The organism is Pseudobutyrivibrio ruminis DSM 9787, from assembly GCF_900218035.1.
Lineage (GTDB): Bacteria > Bacillota > Clostridia > Lachnospirales > Lachnospiraceae > Pseudobutyrivibrio > Pseudobutyrivibrio ruminis.
This window is the reverse complement of sequence record NZ_OBMR01000010.1, coordinates 36,021-55,052: the sequence shown is the minus strand read 5'-3', so window position 1 is coordinate 55,052 and position 19,032 is coordinate 36,021. Positions and strand designations below refer to the sequence as shown.

The 19,032-nt window shown below is 39.5% G+C and carries 17 protein-coding genes; 1 reads left to right on the top strand and 16 read right to left on the bottom strand.

The genetic code is table 11. The annotated features are described in order from the left end of the window. Positions 1–159: 159 nt before the first annotated feature. From CRN97_RS10790 to CRN97_RS10765, 6 genes are all read right to left on the bottom strand, one after another. Positions 160–822: a DUF5067 domain-containing protein gene (locus tag CRN97_RS10790; RefSeq protein WP_097076893.1), complete on the bottom strand. Its 663-nt coding sequence runs from the start codon at positions 820–822 to the stop codon at positions 160–162. A gap of 11 nt (positions 823–833) precedes the next feature. Further along, positions 834–1,661, bottom strand: coding sequence for a DUF5067 domain-containing protein (locus tag CRN97_RS10785; RefSeq protein WP_074791720.1), 828 nt, complete (start codon positions 1,659–1,661; stop codon positions 834–836). Between the two features lie 135 nt (positions 1,662–1,796). Continuing rightward, positions 1,797–2,798, bottom strand: coding sequence for a substrate-binding domain-containing protein (locus tag CRN97_RS10780; protein ID WP_179670743.1), 1,002 nt, complete (start codon positions 2,796–2,798; stop codon positions 1,797–1,799). Positions 2,799–2,811: 13 nt separating this feature from the next. After that, the gene (locus CRN97_RS10775) at positions 2,812–4,806 is read right to left on the bottom strand and encodes a methyl-accepting chemotaxis protein (RefSeq protein ID WP_097076891.1); all 1,995 of its coding nucleotides are present in this window, start codon (positions 4,804–4,806) and stop codon (positions 2,812–2,814) included. Positions 4,807–4,808: 2 nt separating this feature from the next. Next, complete coding sequence (locus CRN97_RS10770; protein WP_074791716.1) at positions 4,809–5,057, bottom strand: hypothetical protein; 249 nt, start codon at positions 5,055–5,057, stop codon at positions 4,809–4,811. Between the two features lie 43 nt (positions 5,058–5,100). After that, complete coding sequence (locus tag CRN97_RS10765; protein ID WP_179670742.1) at positions 5,101–6,111, bottom strand: phosphatidylinositol-specific phospholipase C; 1,011 nt, start codon at positions 6,109–6,111, stop codon at positions 5,101–5,103. A 91-nt stretch (positions 6,112–6,202) separates the two neighbouring features. Here CRN97_RS10765 and CRN97_RS10760 point away from each other — a divergent pair, with 91 nt between their 5' ends. Further along, entirely contained in the window at positions 6,203–6,463 is a 261-nt protein-coding gene (locus CRN97_RS10760; RefSeq protein ID WP_044935524.1) for a hypothetical protein, read from the top strand. A 620-nt stretch (positions 6,464–7,083) separates the two neighbouring features. On the opposite strand, the gene CRN97_RS10755 is transcribed toward CRN97_RS10760, so the two are convergent. From CRN97_RS10755 to scfA, 10 genes are all read right to left on the bottom strand, one after another. Further along, positions 7,084–8,706: a sensor domain-containing diguanylate cyclase gene (locus CRN97_RS10755; protein WP_097076889.1), complete on the bottom strand. Its 1,623-nt coding sequence runs from the start codon at positions 8,704–8,706 to the stop codon at positions 7,084–7,086. A 112-nt stretch (positions 8,707–8,818) separates the two neighbouring features. Continuing rightward, positions 8,819–9,475, bottom strand: a complete 657-nt coding sequence (locus tag CRN97_RS10750; RefSeq protein ID WP_097076888.1) for an alpha/beta fold hydrolase — start codon at positions 9,473–9,475, stop codon at positions 8,819–8,821. Positions 9,476–9,499: 24 nt separating this feature from the next. Beyond that, complete coding sequence (gene dapB, locus CRN97_RS10745; protein ID WP_097076887.1) at positions 9,500–10,261, bottom strand: 4-hydroxy-tetrahydrodipicolinate reductase; 762 nt, start codon at positions 10,259–10,261, stop codon at positions 9,500–9,502. A 9-nt stretch (positions 10,262–10,270) separates the two neighbouring features. Then, complete coding sequence (locus CRN97_RS10740; RefSeq protein WP_097076886.1) at positions 10,271–11,053, bottom strand: GGDEF domain-containing protein; 783 nt, start codon at positions 11,051–11,053, stop codon at positions 10,271–10,273. Between the two features lie 51 nt (positions 11,054–11,104). Continuing rightward, positions 11,105–11,584: a cob(I)yrinic acid a,c-diamide adenosyltransferase gene (locus CRN97_RS10735; protein WP_044935514.1), complete on the bottom strand. Its 480-nt coding sequence runs from the start codon at positions 11,582–11,584 to the stop codon at positions 11,105–11,107. A gap of 7 nt (positions 11,585–11,591) precedes the next feature. Next, entirely contained in the window at positions 11,592–13,424 is a 1,833-nt protein-coding gene (gene typA, locus CRN97_RS10730) for a translational GTPase TypA (RefSeq protein WP_074791704.1), read from the bottom strand. Between the two features lie 258 nt (positions 13,425–13,682). Next, complete coding sequence (serS, locus tag CRN97_RS10725; protein ID WP_044935509.1) at positions 13,683–14,972, bottom strand: serine--tRNA ligase; 1,290 nt, start codon at positions 14,970–14,972, stop codon at positions 13,683–13,685. Positions 14,973–15,026: 54 nt separating this feature from the next. Further along, entirely contained in the window at positions 15,027–17,315 is a 2,289-nt protein-coding gene (secD, locus tag CRN97_RS10720; RefSeq protein WP_097076885.1) for a protein translocase subunit SecD, read from the bottom strand. 19 nt (positions 17,316–17,334) lie between these two features. Continuing rightward, positions 17,335–18,717 carry a thioether cross-link-forming SCIFF peptide maturase gene (scfB, locus tag CRN97_RS10715; RefSeq protein ID WP_044936176.1) on the bottom strand — a complete coding sequence of 461 codons (1,383 nt, stop codon included), beginning with the start codon at positions 18,715–18,717 and terminating at the stop codon, positions 17,335–17,337. Between the two features lie 99 nt (positions 18,718–18,816). Beyond that, positions 18,817–18,960: a six-cysteine ranthipeptide SCIFF gene (gene scfA, locus CRN97_RS10710; RefSeq protein ID WP_033151787.1), complete on the bottom strand. Its 144-nt coding sequence runs from the start codon at positions 18,958–18,960 to the stop codon at positions 18,817–18,819. Between the last annotated feature and the right edge of the window lie 72 nt (positions 18,961–19,032).

The window sequence follows — 19,032 nt, the reverse complement described above, 5'->3', positions numbered from 1 at the left end:
ATATGACATAAACAACACGCAATAAGTATACCAAAATATATGTAACGTTAAACCGCTTTAACCCAATTTTATTTAATTTACCGAAAAATCTGTCTGAATGCACAAACCAAAAAAGCTGCCACACTTTCATAGTGTGACAGCCTAATTAAAAGCTAATGATTAAAGAGAATCTTCAAATTCATCAATACCTTCATCGCTGATGTAATCATCGTACTCATCAATATATTCATTTGTGTTCTCAATCAAATCATCGATTGAATATGAGCCTTCGAAAAGAACCTCATCTGCGTAGTGAGTGTAATCTGTGCAAACGATATCTACATCGTAATCAGCACTATCCAACTCGTATCCTAAGATAATTGGAATAGACTCACCTGGCTTAATTTCTGCATAGTTAAGCTTAGATGTACCAGAAATGTATGCCTTATCAAGAGAAATACCATCCTGCTTTACTTCTACATTAACTACGCTTGCAAAATCCATTACCTCATCAGAGTTGTTTGTAAACTCACCAACAAGGTAAACAATTACTACATCATCATAATACTCATCTGTTCCAAGCAATGCTGTATCAACATTAAATGCATACTTGCTTGAAGTATCGATTGTGCCTGCTACGATAACATCGTCATCATCCTCGTCGTCCTTAGACTTCTTCTTTGAATCCTTGTCATCGTCCTCGTCTTCATCCTCATCCTCATCTTCTTCGTCATCAGCTGACTGCTCGATTTTATCCTTGATAGATGAAGATTTACCACATCCTGTTACACCAAATACAAGTGCAAAAGAAACAAGAAGAGCTGCTAATAATCTCTTTTTCATATTGGCCTCCCTTATTTAACCTGGATTTCCTTTTCCAAGATTACTGCCTGATCAAAGCTCTGTCTATCTGTAAGCTTGATTTCTACATTTGAATCGCTAGTAAGCTCGAATACTTCACGAACCTGAATGCTTGCACCAGACTTGATGTCTGTGTATACATTGTCATCATCCATATCCTCACGTAATGGGTGATTGTATGGAAGGTATCCACGCTGAAGAGCTACACCATCCTGGAAGAGTTCCTCTGTAACTGCAGAACCAAAGCTTGTAGCCTCATCAGAATCATTTGTAAATGTGTAATCAATAACTACGATGTTTGTTCCTTCTCCATCATCTGTAACTGTTACATTGTCAATTGAAACATCAAATTCGCTCTCAGAAACCTTAGCCTCAACGTCTGCCATTGAGATTGTCTCTTCAAGAACGCCTACAGTTTTGTAATCCTTGATTGTGTATGATGTTAATTCAAGTACAAGTTCTGAATCCTCATCATAATCAACACCTGAGATGTCAAATGCTGCCTGAACCATTCCAGATTCACCACTCTTAATCTTTCCATCAGCAATAGCATATGGGTTATCAGAACCTAAATAAGATGTGCTAAGTGCTGTACCATCAAGTGTAGCTACAAGACTATATGCAACTGTATAGTTGTCTAAGTATGAATCTGTGTTGTTTGTAGCATCAAGATTTACAACCAATGCTGTTCCGTCGTAAGTACCACATGTAAAAACCTCGTCAACTGTTGCCTCGTACTGTGGAGTAGAGCTTTTACCACATGCTGTGAAAAGTGAGCCTGCCATAACAACTGTGGCAGCTAATAGCGTTACTTTTTTCATAATCATCCTCCTAAACGCTTTTTTTCTAATTTTATAGCTAGTTAATTTTATCTCATCTTTGAACTTATTTCAATAAATTAAGACAAAATAAAAAAAGTCGTTGAGTAATATTACACAACGACTTTATCCAGTCTATTATTGGACTTCTGACACATTTGAAGCGTCAACTGGAACAAATGGAACCAGCACGTATTTCAAATCATCTGTAGCCCCTTCAATTGATGAAATTGACTGCCCCTTTGACAGCATCGCACATGCATTTACTGCTGCTACGCCCTGTCCCTGAGCATCCTGTAAAACTGTCATATACATGTCGCCTGCCTTGATTGACGCACATCCATCAGCTGTGGCATCTACACCAGCTACAAGATACTTTGATGGATCATAACCATTGTCCTTAAGCCACTTTACAGCACCTAGTGCCATTGTGTCATTATTGCAGAATATAGCATCGAAGCTCTGATTTGTAAGCTTAAACACATCAAGCTTTTCATATGCCTCAGTATCTGACCAGTTTGCATGGTCCATAAAAACTATGTTGGCATCAACTCCGTTGTCTCGATAGAAGTATTTAATAGCATTTGTTCTACCAATCGCTCCTGCATGGCCTTTCTCACCCTCAAGAATAACGATATTCATAGATGATGGATTGCCCAATTTGTTCCAAACATATTCCGCCTGGAATCTACCTGCGTCCTGTTCAAAAGATCCTGCATAAATATATTTATCTGCCTTTAAATACTCTGAACTAGGCTCATTGTTTACAAATACAATAGGTAAATCTCCTGCTGCAATTTCCATCTGAAGAGCGGTAGATATATCTACGATTCGACAGATAATTGCATTGTACTGCCCAGATGCTGCTGCAGCCTCAATCATATGAAGCTGTTCATCGGTACTATTACCACAATACTCAGTTGTTACTGTTGCTCCTGACTCAGCTGCTGCCTGATTTATAGCATCGCTAAGTGCTGCTCTGAATGTATCATCAACGTCAGGAATTGAAAAATAAATATTTGTTCCCTTTGCTGAAACCTTTCCTGAAGACGAATTAGCACTTCCACATCCAACCATAGAAGCTATAGCTAAAACGCCTATCATTGTCATACATAATAGTTTTTTAATCTTTGATTTCATGCCATAGCCCCCTCTATATCTTGAATTGCTGAACATAAGCTGAAAGTGTATCTGATGTGCTTGCAAGCTCATGTGAATTATCTGCAACATCCTGGCTGCTGGCTGTGATACTATTTGCCTGCTCAACCATGTGGTGACTTGTTTCAAGGATTTCATCAGCACTAGCTGCCTGTTCCTCTGAAATAGCTGCCACGTTGCCAGCAACATCATCAACCTTCTGGACATCTTTAATCATTAAATCAAGCAATTCATTTGACTTTTCAATATTCTGGTAAATCTGATCAAATGTATCAACTGCTGTATCAATAAGCTGGCTGTTTGCATCGATGTTTTCTGCGCTTGCCTCAGCCTGTTCAACTACTGAATTGATAGCCTTTTGAACATCATTTATAAGCCTTGATATATTATCTGCACTGGCTGCCGAATTCTGTGCAAGCTTTCCAATCTCACTTGCTACTACCGCAAATCCCTTACCAGCCTCACCTGCTCTTGCAGCCTCAATTGAAGCATTGAGTGAAAGAAGATTTGTCTCGTCTGCAATTTCTGCAATCAAGCCAACAATCTTTGTAATTTCCTCTGATGCTCTGCCAACATCATTAATCTTGTTAACAAGCTCATCGTTGCTATTTTTGATTCCCTGCATAGCAACAGAAAGCTGTTCCATATCATCTCGGCCCTTCTTGCTGATTTCAACTGTTTCCTTCATGCTAGCGTTGGCCTGATTAGAATTCTCTCTGGTATCAGAAACAACCATAGCAAGAGTTGTAGCATTTTCTGCGATTTCATTAACAGCCACTGCCAACTGATCAACAGTGCTATTTAAGTTCTGCATAGCATCTGCCTGTGAACGAGACGCCTCAAACATATCTTTTGATACTCTATCTGAGTTGTCAGACTGCTCTTTAAGCTTTTCAGACTCCTCATTAATTGTAGAAAGCATGGTGCGCATAGATTCCACAAACTCGCTAACCTTACTTCCCATCAAGCCGATTTCATCATCGCTCTCCTGCTTAACTTCGATTGTGAAATCACCTGCTGACATATCTGTAATGTTCTTTGTGATATGTCCAAGTGGAGCAATAACTTTTGATACCAGGAGGTTGATCATAATTACAATAACAATTACCGCAATAATTCCTACTATAATAAGGAGATTTGTCAGCTTCATAACATCCTTAAGGATAACCGAATCTGCAATATATGAAACAAGTACCCAGTCTGTTCCCTGAATCTCCCTAAATGCAACTTCGTATCCATTCAATGCAACTGTATCGTAATCTCTAGTCTCAAGCTTCTCTGCGATGGCTGCCATCAGCTTATCGCTATCTGAAGTTGTAAGAGTAGTAGATATACGCTCTGGATCTCTATGAGCAAGAATAGTGTTGTCTGATGCATCGATAAGGAATGATGCCGCAGAATCCATCTTTACTCCAGAGTTTACTATGATACTGATTTGGTCAAGTGATAAGTCTGCAGCGATAACCTTAAGCTCGCCACTACCATCATTTAAAATACCAGATGCACTTATTACTGATGTGCCTTCATCATTTGTATAAGCTGTACCATAGTTCATATTTACACTAGTGATACCCTGCTTAAAGAATGTTTCTCCTGTAGGATTTGTTACTCTTAATCCGGAAGCACTCGCAGCATAAAAGCGGCCATCTGCTGTAGCAACATATGGACCTTCTGTACAATACTTATTAAATCCATAGAAGGAATCCAGAATTCTCTGTAATCCTTCTTCATCTGGCTGGGTCTTTTCAATTACTTGTTTTACTGTTGAGAAATTTTCAAGATTTTCGTCAAGCCAGGCTTCGATATTGTCTGCCTGATTAGAAATTGATGAATCCAACTGCGCTGTGGCCATTTCTGTCATGCTATTTCGAGAAAGAACAGTTGCTATTCCAACTAACACGAGAATAGTGACTATTACCACTGGTAAAAGCAAAAAGATTAATTTGTTTTTAATCTTTTTGCGCTTTAGTTTATTTTTTGTGTTTTCCATTTCTATCTCCTAAATCTTTCTGTCTCGTATTTGGCTCTAGTACGTACACAAACTTTTAAGTCCTGTAGTCTTGATTCGATATCGCCATCTTCGATTACAACATCAATGGATGATGCCATGTTGTCGATGAGAAGATCATCAAAATCCATTGTTGGTGTTGCAACCAAAAGCTTGTATTTGTCCTCGAAGGAATCCGCATCGAGGAATTCCAATAGTATTGGATTTACCTCTTCATTCTCTAGCTTTTCCATGTACTTTCCTCCTATTTTATTTTCTATCTAAATGACTTAGTATTTAAAACTGATTTGTATAATATATATGTCTTGCTAAATCCTTATTACCAAAATCTACAATAATAATTCCATAGCTAGTATCATCCTTTAATTCATATTCCATTAAAAGTTCATTTAATGTATTTGCATATCCACGTGGATGGCCAATTTTTCCATCTCCACTCGTGCTAATAAAATTAAGGAACAGAGTATTTTCGTCAGCCTCGCAATTCTCAAGGCCATCTATAATTGCTTCGTACTTATCCTCAACGTTGTATTTATATCTGTCCTGTATCCACACTCTGAAATTATCATACACATAAAGCTCATATGGAATATCAATAGGTGTATTATTATCCTGCTCAGCCCACTGCATATTAAGGCCCATCATGTCAGTTGCAGCTGCATCTGAGAACCTTGTTGCAAGAACAATGCGGCCTCTTGCATCACCAAGTAAAGGTATCTCATCCTCTGTATACCAATAGTCTTTATTGGCATTAATCTGTTCTGTTAATAAATTCTGGATATCACTAACCGAATGGTCATCGTCTTCTATCTTGATATTTATAATGACTGTCTCAGTAGTATGCTGCTGTAAAAAGCCATATACATCTGCACACACATCATCAAAATACAGATAATCAGAAAATAAATTGCCCTCTTCATGACAGCTGGCAAAATTATGTACCATCTTTACTTTATTTGTCTTTTCGTCTAAGGCAACGCGAAAATCCAAATATCTATAGCCATTCTCCAACTGCTCTGAGACATCAGTGTCCTGGCATCTCATCACATACCCTAGCATTACATTTCTAGCGCAGCTATCATGTGTACCAGGGATTGTTATCTCTGATAAGTAAAGGTCGTCAGACAGGTTGCCCATCCAACTAGTTGTATCGGCATAAGGAACGGATTCATCAACACTTACACTTGAATAAGTGTCATCATCACTTACAAAAAGCACTACAAGAATGACTACGATAATCGCAATCATTATCCCGCACACAATTCTAAAAAGTCGTCCTTTTCCCATATGTCGCATCCCCCTATCTCCTGTTATTTTCTTAAGCTCATTTTACCATTAATTAGTGACAAAGTCTTATAGTTTCTTTAAAATATAGCTTATGATAGAACGAAAGAGACTCCTTTCATTAGGATATTACAAAAAAGCTCCCTCATTCACAGGAAGCGATGGCAAGAAATGCTATAAAATTGAAAAAGTAAGCGAAGAAGGTGCTGACGACAAGTTCCAAGCCACCCTATGGCCTGGCCCCTTCAGCTCCGAAAACACACCAGACGAAAAGAAGCTCACAAACACCGCCCCATTCACAGAGGACGGCCTCCAAGAGCTAGTAGACTGGATGAATTCCACCCCCGTAGAGTAACCCCCGCGGTTTGCTTGTACCTGGGGACTTCGGACTCCCCTGCCTGCCCGGCATCATTTGAGCAGATTTATGGATTACCTTAATGTGTAAAGTCTCCCATATGTAGGTGTACTTACGAAGCTTTTACAATTCGAAGGTAATGTGTGACCTAGACGGACAAAAATAATATTTATAATCAGCTAGTCTAAACTAGTCTTTGTATTATTACTTTTGCTACTCCGTTCACTAAGAAAAATAAAAAAGAGATATTTGTATGAATTGGCACCGTGGCACATTCAACATCGTGTTTCAAGTGACCACTGCTGCCGCCGTCCTAGCGGCAGCTGCCAATTCATATCAAATATCTCTTTTATTTTTTCTAAGTTCACTACAAAGCAAATAGTAATTAATACAAAGCTAGCTTTAGACAGCTGATAATTTAATGTAAAGAATGTCCGTCTAGGGCATACCTTAACGATAGAATTGTAAAACTTTGTAAGAACACCTACTAATAAATATGGGAGACTACACATTTAGATAATCCTAAATCTGTGATTGTGCCGGGCAGGCAGGGGAGTCCGAAGCCCCCAAGTGCAAGCAAGCCACACCACGCTCTACATACGGCGGTGGAATTCAGACGGTTAGGATATGGCAGCCTTGAGCTCACGTTTGTTTTCGTACATATGAGTGTCTGCACGCTTTAGTAAGGTGCGGAAGTCTCTGTCTAGAGAGGCGTCGTATTTTGCATCTCCGACAGCTACGCCAATGTCGAAGATATGGTCGCCTTCAAGGTTGGCAGTATATACTTTTGCCATGAAAAGCTTTTTGAGGCGTTCCATATTTATGTGGCGGCCTGCTGGAATTATACAGCAGAACTCATCTCCACCAGTTCTATAACAGTTTCCGTATTTACCATAAACACTGTTAAATAGTTCGGCCACAATTGTGATATATTCATCACCTGCTTCATGTCCATATGTGTCGTTGCAGTGCTTTAGTCCGTTGGCATCAGCTACGACTACAACAAGTCCATCTAGGCTACTGCCTTTTTCTGATTCGACCTTTGTTTGTCTTTCGAAAGCATTTCTATTGTAAAGGCCTGTCATGCTGTCTGTAAGCGCAAATACTTCAAGCTGTTTAGCACGACGTCCCTTTTCTAATATTTCATTTGCCTCTTTAATCATATCCCAAGCAAGCATGAATACAAATATAAAGAATACATATCTACCTACTTCATCAGCGTCACCCAGGGCTCTGTAATATTGAGCTATATCTACAAATAGTGCGAATACGAATAAGGATAGGCCTGCTGCACATATTTCAAGTCTGCGTGAGAAGTTTCTTCTAATGATTTGTCCAATCATTCCTACAATGAGATAAACGGCCGCAACCATCAGAAGGATTTGTGTAAATACAAGTGTTTCTCTGTATTCAGCAATCTTTGTAAAATGAAGCACTGATAATACAACTGTCTGTACTACAGAATATCCAATAATAATTTTTCGAACTATGCCGTTTCTAATTCCTAAATATGAATCAAAGAACATAATCATAGATGGAACAACAAGCATTAAGCAAAAGTATGGTATCAAAGAGTCAACAATTTTATTACTCGTTAAAAGTGATGACACGTCTGTCTCATTTATTGACCATATACCACAAAAGAATGAAAAATAGCCAAGGAATAAGAGTTCTCTATTAAGATTCTGTTTCTCATGCATAACTGCATAGTATACGAACAGTAATATACTTAGGAATACAATTAATAAACTAACAAAGAATCTTGGCATTGAAGTTGTCATAAGATGATCATACATTCCATAAGAACTTCCTATGTAGAATGTAAGCTTTTGATCTGCCACAATTTCATATGTTGGTTTGACAATAATGGCTATCTGAACCATTTTCTCATTAATCTCAACAAAATGATATGAAGATCCTGGGCTGGATGTCCAGAAGCCTCCTGTGGTATTAAAAGAATATATTTCTCTGCCCATATTGTAGGCAGTAACTGTTTGATGTGATGTGTAAAAAGCTATCCCCGAATAATGATAATCATAATCTTTCAAGAAGAAAAAGTATTCCTTCGAACCATCTGATAACTGAGCAACAGTGTATGGTTCTATTTCTTCTGTGAGTACACTATCTACCGTATCTGTTGTTGTGAAATAACACAAAGCAAGAGCTATAGCAGCTGCTATAACTATCGCTATGTTAATCCTAGCTAATAACCCTATTTTTTTACCCTTATGTTCCTGTACCATAACTACCCCTGTTTGTTATCTAGCAGAACGTTACATTTTGTAACGTATGTTTTCTATTTCAAGATTTTGTAACAATTTTATCATGGATAGTTCACAAACACAAGGAATAATTCTACCTCAAAAAGCCTGAAATGTACTTAAATAAACGATTTGTACCCACTATATAACTTTCATGATTCTCATCGGGTAGTATGTGCAGTTCAGCCTCAGGAATATTAGCTGCTATTTTTTCAGACTCCTTTTCCTTGATGCAATCATCTTCTCCTGCAAATATCATTGCAGGCACAGAAATACGTCGCAAATCTGATGGCGAAATATCAGGCTCCTCAAGCATCATAAGAATCTTAGGGTCGTTTGTTTTCTTATAGGCCTTTTTCATTTCACGAAGCACTCTGTGGTGTATTCCTGCTGGAGAAAGATTTGCACCACAACATACAATTCCAGAAAGTAATTTGCTAGCTTTTATCGCAACTAAAAGAGCTATTATGCCACCGTCTGAATATCCTACAAGATATGGTTTCTCAATATCTAAAGCTGTAATAAGATTGATTACATCCTCTGCCATATCCTTATAATGATATTCCTTTGGTGTTGCACTCTCTCCATGGCCTCTTGAATCCATAGCATATACAGTATGATACATGCTCATAGTCTCTGCTAAAGCGTCAAAATCATGGAGATTTCCGTTATTTCCGTGTATAAGAATAACCGGCGTACCCTCGCCGGTCTTCTCATAGCATATTACCTGTGAATTGAGTTGAATATACATAATTCGCCCTCTATATCTTTCCTCTTATTTCTCAGCAATAACCTGCTTCATGTCGTAAAGCCCTGCTGGCTTTCCTGCTAAGAATTTGGCTGCTTCAACAGCTCCCTTAGCAAATACGCTCTTAGAATATGCTGTGTGCTTGATAGTAATAACTTCATCAAGTCCTGCAAAAATAACCTCATGCTCGCCAACAATATTTCCGCCTCTAACTGCAGAAATACCGATTTCGTTCTTAGGTCTCTTTTCTCTTCTATCTGCTCGTCCATAGCAGTACTCATACTTTTCATCTAATGCTTCATTGCATGCATCTGCAAGTGCAAGCGCTGTTCCACTTGGAGCATCTAATTTTTGATTGTGATGCTTCTCTACGATTTCGATATCATATCCTGCATCTGCAAATACCTGTGTAGCCTTTTTACAAAGATCAAATAAAGTATTTATTCCAAGTGACATGTTAGCTGAACGAAGAACTGCTACCTTCTTGCTAGCTGAATCAACATGATTAATCATATCATCTGTAAGTCCTGTTGTGCAAAGAACAACTGGCTTGCCATTTGATTCGCAATATGTCAAAAGGTCATCTACAGCTGCAGCATTTGAAAAATCAATAATCACATCAAAGTCTACATCTACATCTGAAATAGAATCAAATACTGGGTATTCATTTTCAATTCCCTTGAATTTATCTACACCAGCAACAATTGATACTTCGCTGTCAGCTTTACACAAATCAGTAATAACTCTTCCCATGTGGCCGTTGCAGCCGTGCATAACTACTCTTGTCATTTTGTCACCTCAATCTAAAAAACTTATATTACTAGTAAACATCCTAAGTGATTCGTCGTATTCCTCATCCTTTGAAGGATTAGATTTGATTTTCATTTCCTTGTACATTCTTTTATCTTCGTACATGGCCTGATCAGCTTTAACTACAACATCATCAAAATCATCGGATGGATTATACATATTTATTCCAAAGGAGCATGTGTATGGTGTTTCTTGAAGCTTCATTCTTATATCATGTATAAGAGTTTCAGCCTCATCCTTTGTAGCTTTTATTCCAAGCATCATGAATTCATCTCCACCAGTTCGATAAAGAATAAATTTGCTAGGCTTAACAGAACGACATACCTCCGCAAAAGTAAGCAAAGCTATATCTCCTGCCTTATGTCCAAAATTGTCATTGATATACTTTAGGTCATTTAAATCCATTGATATAATGGCCATTTTATTCTTTGAATGTCTTTCTGCGTCTGCATAAAAACATCTACGTTTGTAGCACCTGGATACAGAATCTATGTTATATCTAGCTGCATACATATACATATACAAAAATAGGATTCCAATAGCCAAAAATGGCAGAATATAAGAAAGAACAGTAACTACTATATAGCCTGATGTTGAATAAATTATTGTTCCAAACATGGCAATTAATAGAGCTGTTGCTCCATAGATAAACCTGAATTTGACCTTGTGATCAAAAGCTCTCATTGTAAAAATGAACACAATCAAAGCAATACATGAAAATATGCCAAAAAACAGTCCGCTGCTATTTCCGATTATCCACCCTCTAACCATAGCTTCTCCTCGTAAAAACCCTACAATTGAGAATATAACAGTAGCCAGAGATTATTTCTCTGGCTTAATGTTTAATACACTGTCTGCTATTTCAAACAATCCAGGCGTCATGTTAAGACCTGTCAATATCACATTAGTGAAAACTGACTTGCCTTCTAATACTTCCATTATATCCTGTTCTGAAACGATGCCCTCGTCAACAACGCCGAGGATTTCATCAAGAATGAGCAAATCACATTCTCCTGTGCCAAGAACCTTTTTTGCATAGTTCAAGCCATTGAGAATGTTGATTTTCTCCTCCTGCTTTTGCTCGTCTGTAAGATTTTGAAAACCTTCTTTTGAACGCTCAAATCTGAAAAGCTTGATTTCTGGTTCAAGCTTTTCAAGATAGTCTGAATCGTTTTCTGATTTTAAGAACTGGATTATGATTGTACTTCTACCTTCCGAAGCAAAGCGCAGAGCATATCCAAGCGCTGCCGCTGATTTGCCCTGTCCGCTTCCGTAGTAGGCCTGTATAGTTCCCTTTTCCATAAATCTCCTACTTTCTAATGCTAGCTCTCTTTCTCATAAGAGGATCAAGGATTCTCTTTCTGATACGTAAAGACTCTGGAGTTACTTCCAAAAGCTCATCTACATCGATGAAATCAAGAGCCTGCTCAAGACTAAGTACTCTAGGTGGTACAAGAGTAAGTGCCTCATCTGCTGATGATGAACGAGTATTTGTAAGATGCTTCTTCTTACATACGTTAAGCTCGATATCTTCAGCACGTGAGCTCTGTCCAATTACCATACCAGAATATACTTTTTCGCCTGGTCCAATGAAAAGTGTACCACGCTCCTGAGCTGAGAAAAGTCCGTATGTAACAGACTCACCTGTCTCGAATGCAATAAGTGAACCCTGCTTACGATAAGCAATGTCCCCCTTGTAAATCTCATAACCGTCGAAAATTGTATTGATTATACCATTTCCTTTTGTATCTGTCATGAACTCTCCACGATATCCGATAAGACCACGTGCAGGAATCTTAAATTCGATTCGTGTATAACCACCTGTGATAGGTGTCATGTTCTGAAGCTCACCCTTTCTCTGAGAAAGCTTTTCGATAACTGCACCAGTAAACTCATCTGGTACATCTACGTAAGCACGCTCCATTGGCTCAAGCTTGTGTCCCTTTTCATCTGTCTTGTAAAGAACCTCTGCTTTTGATACAGCAAACTCGAAACCTTCACGGCGCATGTTTTCAATAAGAACTGAAAGATGGAGCTCACCACGTCCTGATACCTTAAGTGAATCAGGTGAATCTGTATCTTCAACTCTAAGTGAAACGTCTGTGTTAAGCTCCTTCATAAGGCGCTCTCTGATATGACGTGATGTAACGTACTTTCCTTCCTGACCAGCAAGCGGGCTATCATTTACAATGAAGTTCATTGAAATGGTAGGCTCAGAAATCTTCTGGAATGGGATAGGATTTGGTGCATCTACTGCACAAATTGTATCTCCAATGTGGATATCTGAAATACCTGAGATAGCTACGATTGAACCAATCTCAGCTGAATCTACATCTACTTTGTTAAGTCCATCATACTCAAAAAGCTTTGAAATACGAACCTTGTTGTTCTTCTCTGGGTCGTGTGCATTAACAACGATAGCATCCTGGTTAACCTTGATTGAACCATTCTCTACCTTACCGATACCAATTCTACCAACGTACTCGTTGTAATCGATTGTAGAGATAAGAACCTGTGTAGGAGCCTCTGGATCACCAGTTGGAGCTGGAATGTAATCAACGATTGTCTCGAAGAGAGCTGTCATATCCTTGTGCTCTTCATCAAGGCTTCTGATAGCAAAACCTTCCTTAGCTGAAGCATAGATAAATGGGCAATCAAGCTGCTCATCTGATGCATCAAGATCCATGAAAAGTTCAAGAACTTCATCGATAACCTCATCAGGACGAGCCTCTGGTCTATCGATTTTGTTGATACATACGATAACTGGTAAATCAAGATCAAGTGCCTTCATAAGAACGAACTTTGTCTGTGGCATTGCACCTTCAAATGCATCTACTACAAGAACAACACCGTTTACCATCTTAAGAACACGCTCAACCTCGCCACCGAAGTCAGCATGACCTGGTGTATCGATAATGTTTATCTTTGTGTCTTTATAATATACTGCTGTGTTTTTTGAAAGAATTGTGATACCACGCTCACGCTCGATGTCATTTGAATCCATGACACGCTCAGCTACTTCCTGATTCTCACGGAATACACCAGACTGCTTTAAAAGCTCATCTACAAGTGTAGTTTTACCGTGATCTACGTGTGCGATAATCGCAATATTTCTAATATCTTCTCTACTCTGAATTGCCATAAAACTTCCTTTTCTACTGCAAACCTATAGTTACAGTAAAAACCCCAAAAAGTGCAAGTAGCACTTAAGTTTTTCATGCTCCCGGAGGCCACCTTCCACACTTCGCTAGGCAACCTCCCCCTTCGGGGTTCCTTCCTAGCTTGTATGGAGCCTTCCTCCTCGCGCTTACCGAGACTTTGATGCTACTTGCCATTAAATACTATATTAGATTTCTTCCCGATGAATAATAATATGATTCGAATATATTGTCAAATACGATTATTTTACGGGTATGAGGACTTCTTTGCCACCCATGTAAGGCTGGAGTGCCTTAGGAATAGCTACGCTGCCATCCTCGCGAAGGTTGTTCTCCAAGAATGCGATAAGCATACGAGGTGGAGCAACAACTGTGTTGTTAAGAGTGTGAGCAAAGTACTTTGTACCATCCTCAGCCTTAACACGAATCTTAAGACGACGTGCCTGTGCATCGCCAAGATTTGAGCAGCTACCAACTTCGAAGTACTTCTTCTGACGTGGTGACCATGCCTCAACATCACAAGACTTAACCTTAAGATCAGCTAAATCTCCTGAACAGCACTCAAGTGTACGTACAGGAATATCTAAGCTACGGAATAAATCAACTGTGTTCTGCCAAAGCTTGTCATAGTACATCTTTGAATCTTCTGGCTTACAAACAACAATCATCTCCTGCTTCTCGAACTGGTGGATACGATATACACCACGCTCCTCGATACCATGAGCACCCTTTTCCTTACGGAAGCATGGGCTGTAGCTTGTAAGTGTGTATGGTAAGTTTGCTTCATCATTAAGTGTATCGATGAACTTACCGATCATTGAATGCTCTGATGTTCCAATAAGGTAAAGATCCTCACCTTCGATTTTGTACATCATAGCGTCCATCTCTTCGAATGACATAACGCCAGTAACTACGTTTGAACGAATCATGAAAGGTGGGATGCAATATGTAAATCCTCTATCAATCATGAAATCACGTGCATATGAGATAACTGCTGAATGAAGACGAGCAATATCTCCCATTAAGTAATAGAAACCATTACCTGCAACCTTACCAGCTGCATCCATATCGATACCATTGAATCTCTCCATGATATCTGTGTGATATGGGATTTCGAAATCAGGAACCACTGGCTCACCGAACTTTTCGATTTCAACGTTGCAAGAATCATCTGGACCAATTGGAACTGAAGGATCAATGATGTTAGGAATCTTCATCATGATTTCTTCAACCTTATCTGAAAGCTCCTTCTCAACTGGCTCAAGGTCCTTGATACGCTGCTTAAGCTCTGCAACTTCTTTCTTTGCAGCCTCAGCCTCATCCTTTTTGCCCTGTCCCATTAATGCACCGATCTGCTTAGATGCTTTGTTCATCTCAGCACGGAGGTCATCTGCCTCCTGCTGAGCAGCACGTCTCTTGTCATCAAGCTCAATTACTTCATCAACAAGACCAAGCTTGTGCTCCTGGAACTTCTTTTTAATATTCTCTTTAACTGCGTCTGGATTTTCACGTAAAAATTTAATGTCGATCATACTATATCTCCTAATCTATACTAAATACTTTAATAACTATTTGATGAGTGATAATTAATTCGACTTCTTACCACTAACTCTAAATATGTACCAAAGCTGTGTTGCGATAAAGATAGATGAATATGTACCAGCAATTACACCAGCAAGAAGTGGTAATGCGAACTCTCTGATTGATGAAACACCAAGGATGAGAAGCATAAGTACCATGATTGCTGTTGTGATTGATGTTGAAATACTACGAGACAATGTCTGTGCCAATGAGCTGTTTGCAAGCTCCTTAAGATTCTCAACTGTCTCTGTTCTGATTGCCTTGTGGTTTTCTCTGATACGGTCAAATACAACGATTGTATCGTTAACAGAGTAACCAATAACTGTAAGCATACATGCAATGAATGCTGAACCAACTGATATACGTGCAAATGCATAAAGTGACAATACAATAAGTACATCGTGGATAAGAGCAATGATTGCTGATGATGCAAATCTGATGTCCTTAAATCTGAACCAAATATATACAAGCATGCAAAGTACTGCAACGATAACTGCGATTGTTGACTGGCTGCGCATCTCGCCTGAGATTGTAGAACCAATACTCTGTGAAGTAATTGAATCCTCTGCAACTGAGTACTTTGACTCGAGCATTTCATTTAAAGCTGTACGCTCATCAAGTGTAAGTGTACGTGTCTTGAAGATTGCCTGGTTGCTTCCATCAACTGTTGTTGTCTGGATGCTTCCCTCGCTAATATCAAGTGTAGAAGCGATGTCTGGAACAACAATGCTATCTAACTGCTCAAGTGTGTATGTCTCGTTGAAATCAACTGTTGTTGATGTACCACCAAGGAACTCGAGAGAGTAGTTAAGTCCTGCTCCGTCCTTTGCCTTGAATACACCCATTGTTACGAAACCAGCTGCGATAATTGCAACCGAAATAGTAATGAAGATTGCCTTCTTTCCAACGAAATCGAACTTTGTAGGTTCCTTAGCCTTACCGTATGCCTTTGGAGAACGAATGCCAAGTGCATAGAAAGAGTTCATAAGGATACGTGTAATAACAAGCGCTGTGAACATTGATAAAACAACACCGAGTGCAAGTGTAATTGCGAATCCCTTTACAGTACCTGAACCGAGGATTCCAAGAACTGCTGCTGCAATAAGTGTTGTGATGTTTCCATCAAGGATCGCTGAAAGAGCCTTTGAGAATCCTGTTTCAATTGCTGAGATAACAGGACGGCCATTCTTAATCTCCTCACGGATACGTGCGAAGCAAATAACATTGGCATCAACCGCCATACCGATTGAAAGAATCATACCAGCGATACCTGGCAATGTAAGTGTAATATCGAATGCCTTTAAGATTCCGATAAGCATTGCTGTGTAAAGCGCAAGTGCAAGTGAAGCAACAACACCTGGTGCTAAGTACATAGCAATAAGGAATAACATAACGATTACAAGGCCTACGCCTGCAGCAATAAGTGATGTTCTGAGTGCGTCAGAACCAAGCTGAGCACCTACTACCTGAGACTCAAGCTCTGTAAGCTCGATATCAAGACCACCGATACGGATGTATGAAGCAAGCTTCTGAGCCTGTTCGTATGAATCCATTCCCTCGATGATGCAATTGCCATCTGAAATTGCATTCTTTACTGTAGGAACTGAAACAAACTTACCATCATAGTAGATTGCAATTGAATCACCTGTTAATGAAGCTGCTGTAGTTGCTGCTGAGAATGCTGTTGTTCCCTCATCGTCGAAACGAAGCTGAACAACATACTCTGTAGCGTTTGTTGTCTGGTTTGTCTGAGTAGCTGCCTGTGCGCTAGTAACATTTGTACCAGTTGCAATAACTGAGCCATTATCAATCAATGTATCGATGTCATAGTTAAGTGTGCCATCGATGTTACCATCTGCATCGTAACCGTTGATTGTGTAGTTTGGATTTCCCTCAATATCGTACTGAGTAATGAAGTAAAGTGTACCTGGTGTACCAAGCTCTTCCAAAAGAGCATTAGCATCAGAAACACCTGGAATTTCAACAGTGATACGCTTATCGCCTACACGATAAACATTAGCTTCTGTAGTTGAGCTTTCTTCGCCCAAGTCGTTTTCGATACGCTGCTGAAGCTTAAGGATTGTATCCTCCATCTGCTCGTCAGTAGGTGTATCTCCAACTGCTTCGTATGTAATGCTGACACCACCGTCAAGATCAAGTCCTAACTTAAGGCTGTCGTCAGTCTTATTGATTGTGCCTGTAAGAACAAGTGCTGCATAGTAACCAAGTAAACCAAGGATTACTACGAACGCAACAAGCCAGGCAATACCCTGTCCCTTTTTTAAACGTTTCATTTTTATTCTCCTATTCTATTTATTGTGCCTCAGCCTCTAGCTCGCTTGCGTGAACCTTTAATGCAATAGCACATTCAATACGTTTTTTCTGTAACTCGCAGCCAACATGATAGTTCCCCAAAATGCTGCCAGTAAAGTTGTATGCATTAGCTGCACAACCACCGCTACAGTAAAATCTTGCGAAGCAATTCTTACATTCTTCCTTAGCGTATACATTGCAATGCTTGAACTGATTAACAACATCAGTCTTTTTAACTCCGTTATATACATCGCCAAGGCAGAAGTCTGTGTTTCCAACAAACTGATGACATGGATAAAGCTCACCAGTAGGTGTAACTGCCATGTACTCAGTTCCTGAACCACATCCTGAAAGACGCTTGTAAACACATGGGCCACCTTCCAAATCAATCATGAAGTGGAAGAAATTGAAATCCTCATCTGTGCCCTGACGTCTCATCATCTCTGCGGCAAGATTATCGTATTCTTCAAAGAGCTTTGGCAGATCTTCCTCACGGATAGCGTAATCATCTGTATCCTGAGCGACTACCGGCTCAACTGAAATCTGCTTGAAGCCTTCGTTTGCCAAGTGGATAACATCCTTTGAAAAATCAAGATTGTTTCTAGTGAATGTACCTCTGATGTAGTACTTGTCCTGATTTCTTGATTCTGCCAACTTTTTAAACTTTGGCATAACGATTTCGTAGCTTGGTGCGCCTTTTCTGAATGGACGCATAAGATTATGAATTTCTGGACGACCGTCGCAGCTAAGTACTACATTAGCCATCTCTTTATTTGCAAATTCCTGAATCTCATCATTTAAAAGAACGCCGTTTGTTGTAAGAGTGAATCGGAAATTCTTTCCGTGTTCCTTTTCAATTGAACGACCATACTTAACAAGATCCTTTACAACCTGCCAGTTCATAAGTGGCTCGCCACCGAAGAAATCAACCTCGAGGTTGCGACGGCTGCCTGAATTAGCAACCAAGAAATCAAGTGCTTGCTTACCAACTTCGTAGCTCATAAGCTCGCGCTTACCTGTATGGTATTCGCCTTCCTCTGCGAAGCAGTATTTACATGCCAAGTTGCAATCGTGTGTTATATGTAAGCAAAGAGCCTTTACCACTGTAGGGCGTGCTGTAAAATCAGCAATGTGAGGCTCGTAATTATCCTCTGTAAATAATGAGCCATCGTCAATAAGCTGCTGAATTTCGGATTTGATAGCGTTAAGCTCCTCCTCTGAAACTTCTGAATGGCTCTCTTTCATCTTTGTAAAAGCGACCTCTGCGCCATGCTCCTGCCAGAGAGCAAGGTAATCGTATGTGACATCATCAACTACGTGAATCGCGCCACTGTTAATATCTATGACAACGTTATAACCGTTGTTTTTAAACTGGTGTATCACTAAAAATAAAGTCCTTTCATAAACGCACAATAGACCGTTCCCCTAATTTACATTAGACAGGACCGGCCTTCGCGTTAAATATAGATAATCTTTGTAAGATTAGTTCTTGTGCTCACAGCTCTGGTTACCAACTGTGCAAGATGTCTTGCAAGCTGACTGGCATGATGTCTGGCACTCGCCACATCCGCCTTCTTTAACTGTGTTCTGTAATCTCTTTGTGTTAAGTGTCTTAATGTGTTCCATCTTATTTCTCCTTTTATATTAATTGCTCCTAAGAGCCAAAAAGCTAGAGTAAATTATACTACAGCTAGGTAA